The organism is Rathayibacter sp. VKM Ac-2760, assembly GCF_009834185.1.
Classification (GTDB): domain Bacteria; phylum Actinomycetota; class Actinomycetes; order Actinomycetales; family Microbacteriaceae; genus Rathayibacter.
The window spans coordinates 3,945,732-3,964,237 of the sequence record NZ_CP047173.1 but is presented as its reverse complement, the minus strand read 5'-3'; the positions used below and the strand labels follow the sequence as shown (position 1 = coordinate 3,964,237).

The window sequence follows — 18,506 nt, the reverse complement described above, 5'->3', positions numbered from 1 at the left end:
CTGAAAGGGGAGCTGTTCACGTGAACACGCCCGTGGCCTCCGACCCTACATGTTGACGTCAACAGGCGGAAGTGGTTCGGCGGCCCGGGGCTCAGATCGCGTGCGGGCGCTCCGGGAACTGCTCCGGCTCACACTGGATGGTGGCGTGGTCGATGCCGTGGTCGTCGTGCAGGACGGCGAGCACGCCGGCCAGGGCGTCGCGGTAGTCGGCGTCCGGGGCGACGACGATGTGGCCGGTCGCGCTCTCCATGCCGGAGGTGATGGTCCAGACGTGCAGGTCGTGCAGCGCGAGCACGCCCGGAACGGCGCAGACGTCGCGCTCGACCGCGGCGAGGTCGACGTGCGCCGGCGCCGACTCCATCAGGATCCCGAGCGCCTGGCGGGTGAGCGACCAGGTGCGCGGCAGGATCAGCAGGCCGATCAGCACGCCGACGATTGGGTCGGCCCAGGCCCAGCCGGTGGTCAGCAGCACGATCGCGGCGACGATGACGCCGATCGAGCCGAGGGCGTCGCCGAGCACCTCGAGCGAGGCTCCGCGGAGGGTGATGCTCTCCTTCGCGCCGGCCGCGAGCAGGCGGAGGCTGACCAGGTTGACGGCCAGGCCGACGATCGCGGTGATCAGGAGCGGCGCGCCGGGAACGGCGGGCGGCTCGGCGAAGCGGCGCACCGCCTCCACGATCACGAAGCCGGCGACGCCGAAGAGCAGCACGCCGTTGGCGAGCGCGGCGAGCACCTCGAGCCGGTAGGAGCCGTAGGTGCGCGCCTTCGCGGCGGGGCGCGCGGCGAGCGAGATCGCGGCGATCGACATCCCGAGCGCGATCACGTCGGTGCCCATGTGCGCGGCGTCGGAGATCAGCGCGAGCGAGCCGGAGGAGAGGCCGACGACGAACTCGACGACCGCGAACGCGGCGGTCAGCGCGAAGGCGATGACGAGGGGCCGGCGGTGCTGCGCGGCGGCGGAGCCGTGCCCGGCGCTCCCGTGGTCGTGCCCCATGCGTCCTCCGGCCGGTCCGCGTGCCGCCGGAGGGGCGGCGCGGACGTATTGTCGTATGCACACTCTTGCACATGTCGGGTGCGAGGGCGAGGGGCGACGGTGCCGGCCGCCGGGTCAGCGCCCGCGGCGGGACTCCGCGTCCCAGAGGGCCTCGAGCGGGTCCTCCGCGTCGGCGCCGGCGAGCAGCTCGGCGTGCCGGCGCTCCGCCTCCTCGGCCGAGATCTCGCCGAGCTGCTCGGAGGCGCGCAGGGCGGCGATGCGGCCGCCGTCGCGGGTGAGGAACGGGTCGGCGGGGGTCGCGTAGCGGACGCCGTCGCGGGCGTCGAAGGCGTGCGCGGTGATGCCCGTCACGGCGGGCGAGGAGGCGAGCAGGGCCATCGCGACCCGGTCGGCGGCCTGCCAGGCCGCGGAGGACGCGCCGCGCTCGGCGATGATCGGGCCGTCGGGCGTGCCGATCGACAGCCGCTCGATCCCGGGCAGCAGGCGGAGGATGCGGGCGGCGTCGTCGAGCGCCTCCCGGGGCACGGCGTCGACGGGGCCCGAGAAGACGGGTGCCCAGTCCCCGGTGGGGAGCCTGTGCCGCCAGGTGTCCATCCGCGTCTCCTCCGGCCGTGCGCGCGCCGGGCCTCGTCCTGATGCGCTTCCGAGAAGGCTAGGACGGTCCTTCCGCGGGGACCAACCCCCGCTCCGGGGTGATTTCGCCTCCTGCACAGCGGGACGCGGCGCTCGGGGCGGCGGCATCGGCAGGGGGCCGCTCCCTCCGGGCGACCTGTCGAGCTGTGCGGGCGCTGTGCCGCGCGGAGCGCGGGTGGGTGCCTGCGGCGTGATGCCTGGTCGGTCCACGTGCCCCGGGGTGACCCCGGAGAGGACGGTGCAGCGCGTGCCCCGTCCGCCTCGCCCGGAGGGGCGGCGCCGCCCAGCCTAGGCTGGAGAGATCGGGGCGGGGGCTCTCGTGGCGGGCGGGGGATCGGCGTGAACGGACGCGACGCGGTCGTCGAGGCGCTGGCGCACGCCTTCCTCGCCGCGGAGTGGACGCCGGCCGGGCTGCGCGCCGCCGCCGCCGACGCGCTCGGCGCGCGCCGCCGCTGGGCCGGTCCGCTGGTCACCGCCGTGCTCGTCGCCTTCCCGCATCCGCCGCTCGACGCGCCGCGCGAGCTCGCCGCGGTCGTCGCGGGGCTGCTCCCGAGGCGCGCGCAGCCGGTCGTCGCGCACCTCGCGCCGGTCGCCGCGCGGGCGCTGCCCTCCTCCTCGCCCGTGCCCGCGATCGACGGACGCGACGACCTCGCGCGGCTGCTCGGTCTCGCGCCCGGGCAGCTCGACGGCTACGCCGACCTCGGGCAGTGGAACCGGCGGTCCTCACCGGCGGTCGTGCAGAACTACGACCACGTCTGGCGCCCGCGGCCCGGTCGCGCGCCGCGGCTGCTCGAGGTGCCGCGCTCGCGGCTGCGGGCGGTGCAGCGGAGCGTGCTGGACGAGATCGTCGGCCTCGCGCCCGTGCATTCCGCCGCGCACGGCTTCGTGCCGGGCCGCAGTGCGATCACCGGGGCGGCGGTGCACACGGGCTCCGCGATGCTGGTCACGCTCGATCTGCAGCGCTTCTTCGCGCAGGTGACCGCGGCGCGCGTCCACCGGCTGCTGCGCGGCGAGGGGCTGCCCGAGGCGGTCGCGTACGCGCTGACCGGGCTCTGCACCCACGCCGTGCCGGTGGCGGTGCTGCGCGGGATGCCCGGCGGCGGCTCTCCGGAGGAGCGGGCCGCGCTCCGCCGCTCCCTCGCGCTCGCGCACCTGCCGCAGGGCGCGCCGACCTCGCCCGCGCTGGCGAACCTGGCGCTGCGCCGCCTCGACGCGCGGCTCACCGGCTACGCCGAGGCCGCCGGTGCCCGCTACACCCGCTACGCCGACGACCTCGCCTTCAGCGGCGGCGCGGCCTTCGCGCGGCGGGCGGAGGCGTTCGCCCGCGGTGCCGCGCGGATCGTCGAGGACGCGGGCTACGCGGTGAACGCGCGGAAGACCCGGCTGCGTCCCGCGTCGACGCGGCAGAGCGTCACCGGCGTCGTCGTCAACGACCACCCGAGCCTGCGCCGGGCCGACATCGACCGGCTGCACGCGACCCTGCACAACTGCGCGGTGCACGGCCCGGCGGGGCAGAACCGCGCGGGCGTGCCCGACTTCCGGGCGCACCTGCTCGGCCGGATCGCCTGGGTGAGCGCGGTGACGCCCGCGCGCGGGGCGCGGCTGCGGAGTCTCTTCGAGCGGATCTCGTGGCCCGTGGAGCCGCGGCCGTAGGATTCAGCGGTGCCCGTGACCCTCCCCGCCCCGCGAACGATCGACCCCGCCTCCGTCCCCGCCCTGCGCTGGGGAGTGATCGGCACCGGCATCGCCGACGCGTTCGTCGCGGCGATCCACTCGCGCTCGGTGCAGCGCGCGGTGGCCGTCACCGCCCGCGACGCCGAGAAGACGCGGGCGTTCGCCGAGAAGCACGGCATCGCGACCGTGCACGCGAGCGTCGAGGCGCTCGTCGCCGACTCCGGGATCGACGCCGTCTACATCGCGACTCCGCACCCGCTGCACCGCGCGCAGGCGCTCGCCGCGATCGCGGCCGGCAAGCACGTGCTGATCGAGAAGCCCATCGCGATGTCGGCGGAGGAGGCGCGCGAGATCACCTCCGCGGGCCGCGCCGCCGGTGTGCTGGTGATGGAGGCGATGTGGGCGCGCTACCTGCCGCAGGCCGACGTGATCCGCCAGGTCGTCGAGAGCGGGGTGCTCGGCGAGATCCGCCTGGTCACCGCCGATTTCGGCTTCTCCGTCCCCGTCGATCCGACCGGGCGGCTCTGGGCGAAGGAGCTCGGCGGCGGCGCGCTGCTGGACGCCGGGGTGTACCCGATCTCGTTCGCGTCGTCGGTGCTCGGCGCCCCCGTCTCGGTGACCGCCTCGGGCACGACCGACCCGGGCACCGGAGTCGACGCGAGCGTCGACCTGCTGCTCACCACCGGCAGCGGCGCCCGCGCGCTGCTGTCCACCTCGCTCGAGACGTCGCTGCCGGTCGAGGCGATGGTCCTCGGCTCCGAGGGGCGCCTCGCGGTGCACAGCCCGTTCTTCGGCCCGAGCGGCGTGACGCTGACGCTCGGCAGCATGAGCTCGGGGCAGGACTCGGAGGTCTGGACCGACGACGGCCCGTGGCCGTACGGCGCGCTGTCCTTCCAGGCGACCGCGTTCGCCTCCTACGTCGCCGCGGGGCTCGTCGAGTCGCCCGTGCACCCGCACCACGAGGTCGTCTCGGTGCTCGCGACGATCGACGAGGCGCGGCGGCAGGTCGCGGCGCGGGCGAGCGGGCCGGCCGTGCAGCACACGGTCGCGTTCTCGCTCGTGCACGAGCCGGGGTCGGCGGCGGAGGAGGAGTTCCTCGCCTCCGCGCGGCGCACGCTCTCGGCGATCCCCGGCGTGACGGGCTTCACCGTGAACAGGCAGGTGAGCCCGAAGAGCGAGCTGACCTGGCAGTTCTCGATGGTGTTCGCCGACCGGGCGGCCTTCGCGGCCTACGACGCGCATCCGGTCCACGTCGAGTTCGTGCGCACGCGCTGGGTCGGCGAGGTCGCCGACTTCCAGGAGCTCGACCTCGAGGTCCTGCCCGGCTGAGGGCCGGCTCCGCCATGCGCATCCTCATCTGCCTGCACACGCTGGAGGTCGGCGGGAGCCAGCTCAACGCGATCGAGCTGGCCGGGCGGATGACGGCGCTCGGCCACCGGGCGGTGGTCTACGGGCCGGACGGGGACCTGCGGCCGATGGTCGCCGAGCTCGGACTCGACTGGGAGGAGGCGCCCGAGAAGGGGCCGCGCCTGTCGCTGCGGAGCGCCGCGCGGCTGCGGCGGATCGTCCGCGAGCGGCGGATCGACCTGATCCACGCCTACGAGTGGGCGCCGACGATGGACGCGGCGTTCGGTCCGTACCTGCTCGACGGCGTGCCGGTGGTGACGACGGTGCTCTCGCCGGAGGTGCCGGACTTCGTGCCCGCGGCGTTCCCGATGGTGGTCGGCGTGGTCGAGCTGCTCGAGGCGGAGTCGCGGCGGCGGCCGGTGCTGCACCTGATCGAGCCGCCGGTGGACACGGAGCTGAACGCGCCGGTCGACGAGACGGCGGCGCTGCGCGCCCGCTTCGACGTGGCGGAGGGCGAGATCGCGGTCGTCACCGTGGCGCGGCTCGTCGTCGATCTCAAGCGCGAGGGGATCCTCGCGGCGATCGAGGCCGTCGGCGCGGTGGGGGACGAGCACCGCCTCCGGTTGATCGTCGTCGGCGACGGACCGGTGCGCGGGGAGCTGCAGGCCGCGGCCGACCGGGTGAACGCGGGGCGGGCGCGCCCGCTCGTGACGCTGACCGGGCAGATGCTCGATCCGCGCGACGCCTACGCCGTGGCGGACGTCGTGCTCGGGATGGGCGGCTCGGCGCTCCGGGGGATGGCGTTCGCGAAGCCGCTCGTGGTGCAGGGGGAGCGGGCGTTCTGGCGGCTGCTCACTCCGGAGTCGCTGCCGTTCTTCCTCGAGGGCGGCTGGTACTCGCTGGGCGACGGCGTCGACGGGGCGGGGCGGCTCGCGGGGATCCTCGGACCGCTCGCGGAGGACGCGGAGCTGCGGCGGCGGCTCGGCGCGCTCGGGCGCGAGGTGGTCGTCGAGCGCTTCAGCCTCGCGGCGGCCGCGCGCACCCAGGCGGCGATCTACGCGGAGTCGGTGGCGGCGCGCGCGTCGCAGCCGCGGCGCCTGCGCGCGCTCGCGTGGCCCGCGGTGCGCTACGCGGCGTACCGCCTGCACCCGCTGAAGCGGCGCGCCCTGCGGCTCCTCGGGCGCTGACGTCCGGAGTTCCCCGGGTGTGGTGCTCCTCCTCCACAGGAGGAGTTTCGGAGGGCTCTCCACGGATCGTGCTGCGGGCCGCGCGCGTGTCGGCGGTCACTGCTTCGATACTCGTATGACGGATTCAGGGACGGCTGATGCCGGCGCGGACGCGGAGGCGGTGCGCTCCGAGGTGCGCGAGCGCGGCGATCGGGCGGACGTGCTGGCGCGCTCGGCCGCGCCGGCGCTGCTCGCGTCCGCGGAGGAGCTGTACGCGGGTCACCGGGCGGCGCTGCGGTGTCCGGAGGCGTTTGCGGCGGGGGTGTCGCGCGGGGAGGCGCGGGAGCTGGTGGAGCGGTCGGTCCGGGCGGAGTTCGCGGTCGCGATGACCGTGTCGGAGCGGGACGCGGCGCACGAGCTGGAGGTCGCCTAGCTGCTCGTGGAGGAGCTGCCGATCACGCGTGCGGCGCTGGCCGGGGCGCGGATCCGCTGGTCGGCGGGGGAGCGGATCTACCGGGTCGCCGCCTCGCTGCCGCTCGCGTCGCGGGCGGCGTTCGATGAGCGGGCGGCGGAGCTGGCGGAGTCGATGACGCCGACGCAGCTGAGCCTTGCGCTGGGGCGCCTGCGGGAGCGGCTGCACGAGCAGCCTCTCGCGGAGCGGCATCGCCGGGCGCGGGAGGACCGCGCGGTGTGGGTGACGCCGGAGGTGGACGGGATGGCGATGCTGTGCGTGCACGCTCCGGCGACGGCGGTGCTGGGCGCGTACGACAGGGCCGACCGCATGGCGCGGATGCTGCGCGACGAAGGCGAGGAGCGCACCCTCGGACAGCTGCGCGCGGACGTCGCGACCGAGCTGCTCTGCGACGGCGACGTCTCGGGCACGTTCCCCGAGGGCGTCGAGCGTCCCGAGCCGACGTTCGTGCCCGGCGTCCGGGCCGAGGTGCGCGTGACGATGACCGCGGGCGCGGCGCTCGGCCTCGACGACGCGCCGGCCGATCTCGACGGCTACGGCCCGATCCCCGCGGAGGTCGCCCGCAGCGTCGCATTCGCCGCGATCACCCGGGTGATCACCGAGCCGGACACGGGCGCCGTCGTCTCCGTCGGCCGCACCCACCGCCTCCCGCCGCCCCGGATGCGCCTGCACCTGCAGCTGCGCGACCAGACCTGCCGCTTCGCCGGCTGCACCCGCACCGCCACCAGGGCCGAGGCGGACCACACGATCGAGTGGCGCAACGGCGGCGAGACGTCCCTCGACAACCTCGCCTCGCTCTGCACGAGCCACCACCACCTGCGCCACGGGGACCGCTGGCGCTACCGGCTCCGCGACGGCGGCACCGCCGAGTGGACCAGCCCGACCGGGCGCAGGATCACCACGCACCCACCGGGGCTCGCCGACGTGCTCCCGCCGCCGGGGCCGCGCTTCGTCGAGGCTCCGCCGCCGTTCTGACGCGCGTGCGCCTCAGGTACGCCTCCGGATGCGCCACGGCAGCACCAGCCAGACGGCGGCGATGAGGACGGCCGTGATCGACGCCATCGTGATCGCGAGCGGCCGGGTGGTCACCACGTCGAAGATCAGCAGCACCGTGCCCGTCAGCACGAGTGCCACGGCGAGCAGCGTCAGCCGCAGCAGGAGGTCAGCGGCGCGCACGAGCGTGCTCTTCGCGCGGCGGCGGAACAGCTCGCGGTGCAGGCTGACGGGCGCGAGGCCGAGGAGGGTCGCCAGCACCGAGCCGCTGATCAGCACGAGGTAGACGTCGGTCTGGAACAGGTCGAGGTCGGCGAAGCGCTGCTGGAAGGCGATCGCGAGCAGGAAGCCGGTCAGGATCTGCGTTCCGGTCTGGATGACGCGCAACTCCTGCAGGATCTCGCTCCAGTTGCGGTCGAGTCGCTCGTTCTCGGTCTCGTCGCGGCCGTCGCCGGGGAGGGCGTCGGGGTCGGCGTCGGCGTCGGCGCGGTCGGCTGGCGAGGGGGACACCCTTCCATTCTGAACCAGCGCCGTTCGCCCGCTGTTCGAGAGACCGCCGCCCGCCGCAGTGGCGCACTCCCCGGCGAGGAGGGACCCTGGGGGCATGACGAAGTGGTGGTGGCCCGCCCTCGCGGCCCTGGGAGCAGTCGGCGTCGTCGTCGGCGGCGCGACGCTGTTCGCCTGGACGGTCAGCGAGACGCAGTTCGAGCGGCCCGACCCCGCCTTCGACCGGTTGACGGCGCAGGTCGCGAGCATCCCCGGGGTCAGCGTGCAGGAGTCCGCGCGCTGGGTCGAGGCGCCCGTCTTCCTCGACCCGTCCTCCCGGATCTCCCTCGAGGTCGACGAGGCCGGCCTCCCCGCCGTGCTCGACACCGCCTGCACCTCCGAGTACGGCGAGCACGTCGCCTGGTCGTTCCGCGTGCGGACGGACGGCGGCAACGCGGTCTCCGTGCACGGCCCGTGGGAGGGCCGCGCGGGCGCCGGCCCCTGCCCCGAGTTCGGCGTCGATCCCGCCGATCTCCTCGGCCCCGTCGACGGCCTCGTCCGAGGCCTCGACCTGCAGGCCGCCGTCCGGGACGGCGTCGACGGCGGGGCGGGCCGGTTCTCGCTCCTGTCGATCGAGGACCCCGCGGCCGTCGACGCCCTCCTGCCGCTCGTCGCGCACGCCGAGGACCTCCGCGACGCCGCCGGAGTCGGCGCCGACCACCCGGTCGAGATCAGCGGCTCGATGCTCAGCGTGCTCGTCCGGGCGGGGGAGCAGGAGCGCTACGCCGCGATGCTCGCCGAGCTGATCGAGGAGCACGGAGTGACGGGCTACTTCGACAGCAGCGACGGCACCCAGATCGACGGCGTCGACAAGGTGCAGGTCACTGCGCCCGAGAGCGAGCACGCCGCGATCGAGGAGGTGCTGCGCGACTCGGGGCTGTCCGTCGCGGAGCTTCCGGTGCGGTTCCTGCCCGCGTCCTGAGCGCCGTCCGCCCACCTAGAGGCGAAGCATGCTCCAGTCGATGACGACGGCGAGCGCGGTGAACAGCGCCGCGACCGCCCCGACCGCCTTGCCCGCCCGGTCGAGGTCGCTGCGCGGACCCGGCCGCATGTCCGCGACGACCCGCAGCAGCGCACCGAGCAGCGCGATGACGGTGACGGCCAGTATCCAGACCTTGAGCGACACGTGCGAGTCGACGTCGAGCAGCGTCAGCGTCACGATCGGCACCAGCACCGCGAGGATCGACCCCACGACCAGCAGGGCGCCGCGGCGGGTGAGATCGGTGGGGCCGTAGGAGCCCTCGTTGAGCCAGGCGCGGAGGGGGCGCCGGGACGCGTCGGCGTCGATCGGCGCGGGTGCCTCGCGGCTGGTCACGTCGGGCATCGCCGAACTCCTGGTGGTGGGGTGGCGGGAGGTGCTGCCGCGGCCGACGGGGATCAAACGAGTCTGACAACTTCCGCCCGCCGCCGGAAGAGCCGCTAGCGGACGTGTCCGCTTCCGGACAGGGTCCGCATCAGGCGCCGGTCGTCGGCGTGACGCTCGCCAGGTACTCCTCCGATGCGACCTCGGTCCGGAACTCGAGGATCTCGACCGAGTGCGCCCGCAGTACCTCGAGCACGTCGTCAGGCGTCACGTAGAAGAACTCGCGACGGAGATTCACCCGATTGACGCGCTTCTCCGAGAAGGTCTGGTGAAGCATCGTCTCGATTCCGACGGCGTCGTCCGCGAAGAACAGAGCGTGGACGTCGAAGCGGAACGGCACCGACGCGTCGCCCAGCTCGTTGACCCGATCCATCGGCTCAAGGCGTCTCGTCATCCCGATCTTGACCATTCGGTCGCCGAAGGCTCCCCTGTTCGAGATGACGTAGACGTAGCCCGCCCGGATGTTCGCCGCGCGGTAGTCCACATCGTGGAGGGCCCTCTCGACATCGGCGATCCGAGCGCGGAGCCTTTCGGCTCCCTCCAGGTCGCCGTTCGCCTCCAGAGCAGTGAGAGTAGCCGTGTAATGAGCTTTCTCCTTGTCGAGGCGCTCGTGCTCGCGAGCCAGCTCCTGCTCCGCCTTCCGCTGCTCGCGGAGCTCCTCCCGTCGGGCTCGCTCCAATTCCTTCTCCCGAGCGAGCGCCTGGAGATGCTGGTTGGCCAATTGGATCTCGGTCAGTCTCAGGTGGTGGTACTCGGGATCGATCGTCAGTGTGATCATGGATCCCTGGCGCTCGATCATCTCGGCGGCCTTGCTCAGCCTCGCCTGCGCGACGGCCAGACTGCCGGCCCGAACCGTCTTCACGCAGTTCTCTGCCTCCGCGTTGTATGCGCGCAACAGGATCTTCGTCATATCGCTGACGAACTTCCGGCCCTGAGCCTCGGAGCCGTTGAACGTGAACCCGCTGGACGCCCGCGCTGCTTTCTTGTCGCGGATCGCTGCCTTGATGCGGGAGCGGGTGACCTCGAGTCGAGTCGCGAGATCGGCCGAGGCCTCCGCCGGGTGCTCGTAGTCGTAGAGACCCAGCTCCTGGATGTCGATCGTCTGACGGACACCGATGATCTGCGACTGCACGTCCTCGAGCTCTCTGCGGCGGAGCGCGATGTGATCGTCGATCTCCGCGGCGACAGCCCTCGATGATGCAGCCCGAGCGGACTCCTCCTCAGTTCTGGTGGTGACGTCGTGCTGCCATCGAGCGCGCTCCTCGGCGATCTCGGCCCGTCGGCGGCTCTTCTCCGAATCGAGCTCCGTCAGCTCGAGCATTCCGTAGCGCTCCTGAGCGCGCTCGAGTTCGGCGACCCTGGCCGCGAGCTCCTTCGCCACCTTCCGCGCTCCGAAGAACGGGATATCCGGACTGCTCTCCGTCGATGCACCGGCGGGCACGTCGTGCACCGCCTCCACCGTCCTCTCCGCGCGCCGGCTCTCTCGCCGGGAAAGTGGTTCCTCGTTCGCTATCGGCTCGGCAGGGGCGACGGGATGCGTGTGGTGTGTCCACGCAGTCCCATCCCAATAGCGGAGGATCGAAGAGTCGGTGGGGTCGGGGTACCAATTGGCGGGCGCGGTCATGAGTCCGAGCGTAAACGGAGCAGAACCGGCCGACGGTTCGTGTGAACTGAGAAGGCCGACGCCGCCCATCACCTGTGGGAACATCGGGTCATGGCCGGCTCACTCCATTCCCACATCGTTGAAGGATCGCGACTCCGAGTGGATGTGATCTCGGATCAGGGAGCGACGCTCTCCTTGGTCGGCAACTACACCGATCTCGAGCCGAGTGTCGAGAGCGGCGGTGTTCTCGAGAGCAATACCGCGCTCCGCAGCAACATGTGGGCCTTTGCGAAGACCTGGCACGCGGCCCGGACGGCGTCGAATCTGGATGCACTCGGCATCGCCGATCCTGCGGAGCAGAAGGCCGCCCTGAAGATGCTCGAGATCGAGCGGAAGACCGCGGAGAAGCGCGCGGACGAGTACGCCAAAACGGCCCAGTGGATCGCCGATGTCGCGGACGACGTCTCGCTCCTCACGGTGGAGCGCGGCTGGTGCTCGTCCTGCTTCTTCCGCACGGAGCACCGGAAGTCGAATCGACCCGCTGGCCAGCTCCCGGTCTACGTCTGCCAGGGCTGCGGTTCTCCGACCCTCCCGTGCATGGCTCCGGGCTGCGACAACCTGGCGGTCCGGGATCGCGGTGCCCTCCGCGTTCCGCAGTTCTGCGCGGAGCACAAGCGCGAGATCCCGGGCTTCGAGAAGGCCCAGGGCTCCTTCGGGGAGCTTCACGACTACGAGGACTTCCTCAAGTACGAGAAGCCGGACCTCGATGCGATCTCGAAGATCGCTGTGGGCAGTGTCGTCGCTCTCGGAGTCGCCGCTCCGCTGGCCCTCGTCGCGGCGCCCGCCATCGGCGGAGCGCTGGGCTCACTCGGAGTGTTCGGCGGCCTGTCCGGCGCCGCGGCGAGCTCGCACGGCCTGGCTCTGCTGGGCGGGGGCACACTCGCCGCCGGCGGGCTGGGGATGGCCGGTGGCACTGCGGTCGTCACCGCGGTCGGTGCGGCGGTCGGCGGCGCGCTGGGCGCGTCCGTCTCGAACGCCTACCTCCGCGAGGACAAGTCGTTCCGGATCGAGCTGCTCAGGCCTGGCAAGGGCGGTGTGCCGGTGATCGTCGCGAACGGGTTCCTCACCGACGGCAAGAGCGAGAAGTGGGGTGGCTGGAAGGCGATCGTCGATGCGCGCTACCCGGACTCGCCCGTCTACCGCGTCCACTGGGGCTCGAAGGAACTCGACGACCTCGGTGGTCTCGTGGCGGGACTCGCCGGCAAAGTCAGCGGCGTCGGGCTGGTCAAGGCTGCCGCAGCGATCGGCACGAAAGCCGGCGCGAGGTTCCTGGGGAACGTCGTCGGTCCGGCGTTCGTCGCCGCCGATCTCCTCAAGAACCCCTGGCACGTCGCGAAGAGCCGGGCCGACAAGACCGGCGTCATCGTCGGGGATCTCCTGGCCCGGACGGACGCCGAGTCCTACGTGCTCATCGGGCACAGTCTCGGAGCGCGGCTGATGGTCGTCGCCGCTGAGGCGCTCGGCACCAAGCCCGGCGGACCGCGGATCGAAGCCGCGCATCTGCTCGGCGCCGCCATCGGGGCGAAGAGCAACTGGGACTCGCTGACCGCCGCGGTCGACGAGGCGGTCTACTGTTACCACTCGCTGAACGACGCCGTGCTGAAGTACGTCTACCGGACCGCGCAGGGCGGTGAGACGGCCGCAGGGCTCGTCGGCTTCAGCCCGGTGTCGAGCAAGATGCAGAACATCGACGTCTCCGACGCCGTCAAGACGCACTTCGACTACCAGGACGAGGTCCGCCTCCGCGCCGACGTGTGATCGAATCGCCCGAGAAGGCTCGTTCTCCGGGTGGGGAACGAGCCTTCTCGGGCGAGTCGCGGCGGTGCAGCTGCGGCTAGCTGCAGGCCGTCAGGCTCGCCACTCCCTCCGACAGGGTCCCGGTGCCGCCGAGCAGCACGACGCTGGTCGCGCCGAGGCTCTTGATGTCGTCGAGGACGGGCTGGGGGACGCAGTCGGGCTTCACCGTGTAGAGCGGGTTGCGGGTGAAGCCGGCGGCGGCCGCTCCGGAGAGGGCGTCGGGGAACTTCTCGCCGGTGGCGAGGTAGACCGTCGACGCGGCGGTGAAGGCGGCGCGGTTGAGCTGGACCGAGGTGTCGTAGCGGTCGGTGCCGCCGATGCGGATCGGCGTGATGCGGAACGAGTTCTCGATGCCGGTGCTGACCGAGAGGGGGTCGCCCGCGATGGTCAGCTTCTTGACGCCGAGGCCCTGCACGAGGGAGCGGGTGGTGTCGTCGACGGCGCTGAGTCCGCCGTTCACCAGGAGGACGGGCGCGCGGACCGAGCCGGCTGCGGCGGCGGCGGCGAGGGCGTCGGGGAACTTCTCGCCGGTGGCGAGCCAGGCCTGCGAGGACCCCTTCGGGAAGGCCGCTTCGACGAGCTTCGCCGCGGTGTCGTAGCGGTCGACGCCGCCGATGCGCTGGACCTCGCCGGTCTTCGCGTAGGCGGCGAGCTCGGTGACGAGGCGGTCGCTGACGCTCAGGTTCGAGCCGACGACGACGATCTTGCTCGGACGGAGCCGGCGCAGCTCGTCGCGGACCGGCTGCGTCATGGAGTCCTGGTCGACCAGCAGCAGCGGGCCGTTCTGCTTCGCGGCGGCGGGTGCCGCGGCGAGGGCGTCGGGGAAGTTGCTGCCGGTGGCGATGAAGACGACCGGCACGTTCGACTTGAACGTCGCGGCCGAGACCTTCGCGGCGGTGTCCTGGCGGTCGACGCCGGCGATGCGGGTGACGACCACGGGACCGCCGGGCGTGGGGGTCGCGGTGGGCGTGGCGGTCGGGGTCGCGGTGGGCGTGGCCGTCGGAGTCGCGGTGGGTGTGGCGGTGGGTGTGGCGGTAGGAGTGGCCGTCGGCGTGCCGGTGGCGGTCGGGGTCGGCGTGGGCGTCGATCCGTCGTCGCAGGACGCGGCGGTGACGTTGTAGCTGTACTGCACGTTGGCCGAGCTGCCTGCCCAGACCACGAGCCGGTCGCCGGTCGTGACCGGCACCGAGTCGAAGGCGAACGGGCCGCCGGTCGCCGGGACGCTGGTCGTGTCGGCGGTGACGCCGTTGACGGCCAGTCCGAGGGTCGTGGTCCCCGTGCCGCCGACCGGGCCGCCGGTGTCGCCGGCGACGACGGCGCTGACCGGGGCGCCGTCGGTGCAGGTGACGTCCGTCGAGGCGGAGGGGGCGGCGGCGGCGCTGAGGGCGGGCGTGAGGCCGACGGTGCCGGCGATCACCGCGGCGGCGATCAGGGCGACCCGTGAGCGGCGCGGGGCCCTCACGGTGCCACCACCGCGGCGGTGAGCGTGCAGGAGAGGTGGAGCGTTGACGACATCGGGTCGCCTTTCTCGAGAGGGCGGATCGGGCCGCTCCGGTCTCTCGGCGCGATCCCTGCTCCCCCGCGGCCGCGGCGTCGCGGGCGGGGGTGTCGGGAGTCGACGAGGGAAGGGATCGGTGCTCGAAAGCTAGCGAGCCGCCCGCCGCCGAGGCAATGGGCAGCGGCGCGGCGCCTCCCTAATGGGGGTGTCCGATCGGTGCGCGCCTCACCCCTGCCCGGCCGCGAAGCGGCGGACCACCGGCCGCTCCACCAGGCTCACCAGCGCGTACAGCGCCACGGCCACTGCGACGACGACCACCGTCTCCGACCACAGCGCGCTGAAGCGCGACGCGGCGTAGTCGCGGACGAGCATGCTGCCGAGGCCCTCGCCGGTGGCGAGCCATTCCGCGAGCGTCGCGCCGGCGAACGCGCCGGGCACGGCGATGCGGGCCGAGGCGAAGATCGCGGGCAGGGCGTAGAGCAGGCGGACCTTGCGCGTGACCATCGCGGTCGAGCCGCCCATCGAGACGACCAGGTCGCAGGCGAGCACCGGAGCGGCGCGCAGGGCGGCGGCGACGCTCACCAGGGTCGGGAAGAAGGTCACCAGCGAGACGATCACCGTCACGCCGAGCAGCCCGCGGCCGAAGACGAGCGCGAGCAGCGGGGTCATCGCGACCAGCGGGATCGACCGCATCACCACGGCGGCGGGCAGCACCGTGCGCTCGACCCAGCGGGACAGCACGATGCCGACGGCGACGAGGCAGGCGAGCGCCGTGCCGATGACGTAGCCGACGCCGGCGTCGCGGAGGGTGATCGCGAGGCCGTCGAGGATGAGCGCCCGGTTCGCAGCCGCGTCGGGATCCGCGAAGAGATAGGTCAGCACGTCCAGGGGCGTCTTCGCGAAGTACGGCGACAGGTCGAAGGCGAGGATCGCGCCCCACCAGACCGCGACGACCACGGCGACCGAGCCGAGCAGGCCGAGCAGCGCGGACACGGCGCCCCGGCCTCCGCGCAGGCCCGAGGCGCTCGCGATGCTCTGGCCGACCGCGGTCGAGACGTCGCGCGAGACCCACGGAGTGGCGGCGCGGCCGATCAGACCCGCTGCCCAGTAGACGAGCCCGGCCAGCGCGGACATGGTCAGCGCGACGGCCCAGGTCCGCGGCACCTGGAAGGACGACTGCGCCTGCACGAGCATCACGCCCAGGCCCCGGGCGGCGCCGAGGTACTCGCCGAGGATGGTGCCGAGGATCGCGGCGGGCGCGGCGATCTGCAGGCCCGCGAAGAGGCCGGGCAGCATCGCGGTCAGCCGGGCCTTCCGCAGGACGACGCGGTCCGACCCGCCCATCGAGCGGACGAGGTCGACCGTCGCGCCGTTCACCGAGCGCAGGCCGAGCAGGCACGACACCAGCGTGGTGAACAGCACCGACAGCCCGGCGAGGATCTGCTTGGGCATGTCGCCCGGGAAGACCACGACCAGGATCGGTGTGATCGCGACGAGCGGCACGCAGAAGCTCATCACGGCGATCCGCAGCAGCACCCGCTCGGTCCAGGGGACCTGGACGAACAGGATCGCGGCGAGCACCGCGACCGCGTTGCCGACGACGTAGCCGATGCCGGCGTTCGCGAGGGTCGCGCCGACGTTCATCGGCAGCACCGACAGGTCGCCGACGAACGCGGCCACCACCGCCCACGGCGTGGGGATGACGCGCAGGGGAGCGGCGAGGAGCGCGACGGCCCACCAGAGCGCGATCAGGCCGAGGATCGGGATCACGCGGCCGACGACACCGCGCGGCCGACGGCGGATCAGCACGGCGCTGGTGCGGGTGCTCGGCTGCTCCGGCGGGGCGAGTGCCGTCACCGCGGCACTCCCGCCGCGATCGTCTCGCCGAACAGGCCGCGGGAGAGCCGGTCGCAGTAGGCGTGGAACTCCGGCGTCTGCTGCAGCTCGGCGGTGCGCGGGCGCGGCAGGTCGATGTCGACGATCTCGACGATCCGGCCCGGCCGCGCCGCCATCAGCACCACGCGGTCGGCGAGGAACACCGCCTCGCTGATGCTGTGCGTGACGAGCAGCGTCGTGGTGGCGCGCTCGGTCCAGATCCGCTGCAGCTCGAGGTTCAGCCGGTGCCGGGTGACCTCGTCGAGGGCGCCGAACGGCTCGTCGAGCAGCAGCGCGTCCGGCTCCATGGCCAGCGCGCGGGCGAGGGAGACGCGCTGGCGCATGCCTCCCGAGAGCTGCGCGGGCTTGGCCTTCTCGAAGCCGGTCAGCCCGACCAGCTCGATCAGCGCGGCGATCGCGGCGCGGTCCGTCCGCCGCCCCGACACCTCGTAGGCGAGGGCGATGTTCGATGCGGCGCTGCGCCAGGGCAGCAGCGCCGAGTCCTGGAACGCCACTCCGACGCGGTGGTCGATGCGGGCGCGCTCGGGATCGGCGCCGTGCAGCTGCGCGATGCCACCGCTCACGCCCTCGAGGCCGGCGAAGATCCGCAGGAGCGTCGACTTGCCGCAGCCCGAGGGCCCCAGGAGGGCGGTGAACTCGCCCTCCCTGGTCTCCAGGTCGACCCCGTCGAGCGCGCGCACCGTGCCGCGCCCGACGTCGAACTCCTTGACCACGCCCGCGGCGGAGAGGCCGAGCGTCACGCCTTCCACTCCCCGGCGGCGCGGAGGCGGAGGATCTCGTCCTTGAGCGCGCCGTCGCGGCCCGCGACCTCGTTGACGAGCTCCGAGCCGCCGCCGTCGCCCCAGAAGTCGTCGACCGAGCGGCCGGCGAGCTGCCCGCGGCGGGTGTGCACGTCGAGCGCGTACTCCGGGATCTCGAACGGCTTCTCGGACGCGTTGATGAGGTGCATGGTCAGGTTCGCCAGCTCGTCCGAGGTGCGGTCCTTGGTGCGCTCGGAGAGGAAGCGGATCGCGTGCGTCGCGAACAGCCAGCGGTCGCCGAACGAGCGGTCGAGGCGCTGGTGCATCAGGTAGAGGCTGTTGACGACGACGGGCTCGGAGTAGCTGCCGTCGCCGACGTCCTCGCAGGAGACGACGTTGAGGCGGGCCCACATCATCTCCTCGAGATCGGCGCTCGACTCGAACATCTCGCGGCCGACGAGCAGCGCGAGCTGGGTGTCGCCGCGGCGGATCGACTTCTGCAGGGTCGAGATGAGCTCGTCGGCGGGGTAGCCGCGGACGGAGGTGACGCGGGTCCAGGGGTCTTCGGAGAAGTGCACGGGCATGAGGGGTCTCGCTTTCAGGAGGAGCGTGTCGGTGGAGAAAGGTGGGCGCGGCGTCAGCCGGCGGTGATCTCGTCGAGGATCGAGGTGTCGAAGAGCGAGTCGAGGTCGCCCTCGACGCCCTGGCCCTCGAGCGTCGCGATGTTCGCCGCGATGCCGTCCGGGCTCATGCTGAGGAGGCCGTTCTGCTCCGTCTCGGCGGTCTGCACGAGCGGGACGAACGCCTCCGCGGCGAGCTTCTGCTGCTCGAGGTCGAGGTTCTGGCTCGCGCCGGGCCCGTCGACGACGTACTCGGCGGCCGCGTCGGGGTCGGCGAGCGCGGTGGTCCAGCCGGCGATCGTGCCCTCGACGACCGCCTTGACGGCGGCGCGCTGCGTCTCGTCGGCGAGCGCCTCCTCCGTGGTGAAGAGCACGTTGCCCCACGCCTCGTAGCCGTAGTCGCTGAGCGGGAAGGCGACCGTGTCGATGCCCTGCAGCTTCAGGGTGACCGGCTGGTTGTTGAGGAAGGAGACGAACGCGTCGCAGTCGCCGGCGACGAGCGGCGACGGGTCGAAGTCGGCGGTCACGTACTCGACGTCCGCGGGCTCGATGTCGTTGGCGGTGAGGATGCCGTCCATGATCGAGACGCCCGAGGTCTGGATGCACAGGCGCGAGCCGACGAGGTCGTCGAGCGTGTTCACGGGCGACGAGGCGAGCGACATGATGCTCATCGGGTTGACCTGGAGGGTCGCGCCGACGATCACAAGCGGCGCGCCCTCGTTGCGGGCACGGGCGACGACGTCGGCGGAGGAGAGGCCGACGAGCGCCTTGCCGCTGGCGACCAGCGGCTCGACGGTCGTGCTCGGGCCGCCGGGCGTGATCGTGATGTCGACGCCGGCGTCGGCGTAATCGCCGTCGCGCTCGCCGACGAACGGGCCCATGTTCTCGACGTTGGCGATCCAGCCGAGCTGGAGGGTGGCGGCGGTGGTGCCGTCGCCTTCGGACGCGGAGCTGTCGGAGCCGGCGCAGCCGGCCAGGAGGCCGACGGTGCAGGCGCCGGCGAGGAGGGCGAGGACCGCGCGGGGGGCGCGGCGGAGCAGGGGTGCGGGCATGACGACCTTCACGGGGAGGGGAGCGCGGAGCGCTCGAGAGGAGGTGCGGGCG

17 protein-coding genes are annotated in these 18,506 nt (G+C 73.1%); 7 read left to right on the top strand and 10 right to left on the bottom strand.

Annotated features, from left to right (window positions below):
• Positions 1-91 precede the first annotated feature (91 nt).
• The gene (locus tag GSU72_RS18135) at positions 92-994 is read right to left on the bottom strand and encodes a cation diffusion facilitator family transporter (RefSeq protein WP_159986286.1); all 903 of its coding nucleotides are present in this window, start codon (positions 992-994) and stop codon (positions 92-94) included.
• 114 nt (positions 995-1,108) lie between these two features.
• Positions 1,109-1,588 (bottom strand): hypothetical protein, encoded by a 480-nt coding sequence (locus GSU72_RS18130; RefSeq protein ID WP_159986285.1) that lies wholly within the window; start codon positions 1,586-1,588, stop codon positions 1,109-1,111.
• 378 nt (positions 1,589-1,966) lie between these two features.
• Between GSU72_RS18130 and GSU72_RS18125 the strand changes: the two genes are divergently transcribed.
• The 5 genes from GSU72_RS18125 to GSU72_RS18105 all read left to right on the top strand — a co-directional run bounded on the left by GSU72_RS18125 (position 1,967) and on the right by GSU72_RS18105 (position 7,261).
• Positions 1,967-3,280 (top strand): reverse transcriptase family protein, encoded by a 1,314-nt coding sequence (locus GSU72_RS18125; protein WP_159986284.1) that lies wholly within the window; start codon positions 1,967-1,969, stop codon positions 3,278-3,280.
• 9 nt (positions 3,281-3,289) lie between these two features.
• Positions 3,290-4,630, top strand: coding sequence for a Gfo/Idh/MocA family oxidoreductase (locus GSU72_RS18120; protein WP_159986283.1), 1,341 nt, complete (start codon positions 3,290-3,292; stop codon positions 4,628-4,630).
• A gap of 14 nt (positions 4,631-4,644) precedes the next feature.
• Positions 4,645-5,835: a glycosyltransferase gene (locus tag GSU72_RS18115; protein ID WP_159986282.1), complete on the top strand. Its 1,191-nt coding sequence runs from the start codon at positions 4,645-4,647 to the stop codon at positions 5,833-5,835.
• 115 nt (positions 5,836-5,950) lie between these two features.
• Positions 5,951-6,247, top strand: a complete 297-nt coding sequence (locus tag GSU72_RS18110) for a hypothetical protein (protein WP_159986281.1) — start codon at positions 5,951-5,953, stop codon at positions 6,245-6,247.
• Positions 6,248-6,253: 6 nt separating this feature from the next.
• A complete protein-coding gene (locus tag GSU72_RS18105; RefSeq protein ID WP_159986280.1) occupies positions 6,254-7,261 on the top strand; it encodes an HNH endonuclease signature motif containing protein in 1,008 nt (335 codons plus the stop codon).
• Between the two features lie 12 nt (positions 7,262-7,273).
• Here GSU72_RS18105 and GSU72_RS18100 read toward each other — a convergent pair whose 3' ends face one another.
• Positions 7,274-7,789, bottom strand: a complete 516-nt coding sequence (locus tag GSU72_RS18100) for a DUF6328 family protein (protein ID WP_159986279.1) — start codon at positions 7,787-7,789, stop codon at positions 7,274-7,276.
• Positions 7,790-7,883: 94 nt separating this feature from the next.
• Here GSU72_RS18100 and GSU72_RS18095 point away from each other — a divergent pair, with 94 nt between their 5' ends.
• Positions 7,884-8,747, top strand: a complete 864-nt coding sequence (locus GSU72_RS18095; RefSeq protein ID WP_159986278.1) for a hypothetical protein — start codon at positions 7,884-7,886, stop codon at positions 8,745-8,747.
• A 15-nt stretch (positions 8,748-8,762) separates the two neighbouring features.
• Here GSU72_RS18095 and GSU72_RS18090 read toward each other — a convergent pair whose 3' ends face one another.
• Both GSU72_RS18090 and GSU72_RS18085 read right to left on the bottom strand, forming a co-directional pair.
• A complete protein-coding gene (locus GSU72_RS18090) occupies positions 8,763-9,149 on the bottom strand; it encodes a hypothetical protein (protein WP_159986277.1) in 387 nt (128 codons plus the stop codon).
• A 130-nt stretch (positions 9,150-9,279) separates the two neighbouring features.
• Positions 9,280-10,812 carry a DUF4041 domain-containing protein gene (locus GSU72_RS18085; RefSeq protein ID WP_159986276.1) on the bottom strand — a complete coding sequence of 511 codons (1,533 nt, stop codon included), beginning with the start codon at positions 10,810-10,812 and terminating at the stop codon, positions 9,280-9,282.
• A gap of 138 nt (positions 10,813-10,950) precedes the next feature.
• On the opposite strand from GSU72_RS18085, the gene GSU72_RS18080 reads away from it, so the two are divergent.
• Positions 10,951-12,609 (top strand): DUF726 domain-containing protein, encoded by a 1,659-nt coding sequence (locus tag GSU72_RS18080; RefSeq protein WP_244255879.1) that lies wholly within the window; start codon positions 10,951-10,953, stop codon positions 12,607-12,609.
• 76 nt (positions 12,610-12,685) lie between these two features.
• On the opposite strand, the gene GSU72_RS18075 is transcribed toward GSU72_RS18080, so the two are convergent.
• The 5 genes from GSU72_RS18075 to GSU72_RS18055 form a co-directional block, all read right to left on the bottom strand.
• Positions 12,686-14,110, bottom strand: a complete 1,425-nt coding sequence (locus tag GSU72_RS18075) for a cell wall-binding repeat-containing protein (protein ID WP_159986275.1) — start codon at positions 14,108-14,110, stop codon at positions 12,686-12,688.
• Positions 14,111-14,371: 261 nt separating this feature from the next.
• A complete protein-coding gene (locus GSU72_RS18070; protein ID WP_159986274.1) occupies positions 14,372-16,003 on the bottom strand; it encodes an ABC transporter permease subunit in 1,632 nt (543 codons plus the stop codon).
• Positions 16,000-16,782: an ABC transporter ATP-binding protein gene (locus GSU72_RS18065; protein WP_244255878.1), complete on the bottom strand. Its 783-nt coding sequence runs from the start codon at positions 16,780-16,782 to the stop codon at positions 16,000-16,002. The genes GSU72_RS18070 and GSU72_RS18065 overlap by 4 nt, the downstream gene beginning before the upstream one ends.
• The gene (locus tag GSU72_RS18060; RefSeq protein ID WP_159986272.1) at positions 16,779-17,360 is read right to left on the bottom strand and encodes an AAA family ATPase; all 582 of its coding nucleotides are present in this window, start codon (positions 17,358-17,360) and stop codon (positions 16,779-16,781) included. The genes GSU72_RS18065 and GSU72_RS18060 overlap by 4 nt, the downstream gene beginning before the upstream one ends.
• 59 nt (positions 17,361-17,419) lie before the next feature.
• On the bottom strand, positions 17,420-18,454 hold the full coding sequence (locus tag GSU72_RS18055; protein WP_159986271.1) for an ABC transporter substrate-binding protein: 1,035 nt from the start codon (positions 18,452-18,454) through the stop codon (positions 17,420-17,422).
• Between the last annotated feature and the right edge of the window lie 52 nt (positions 18,455-18,506).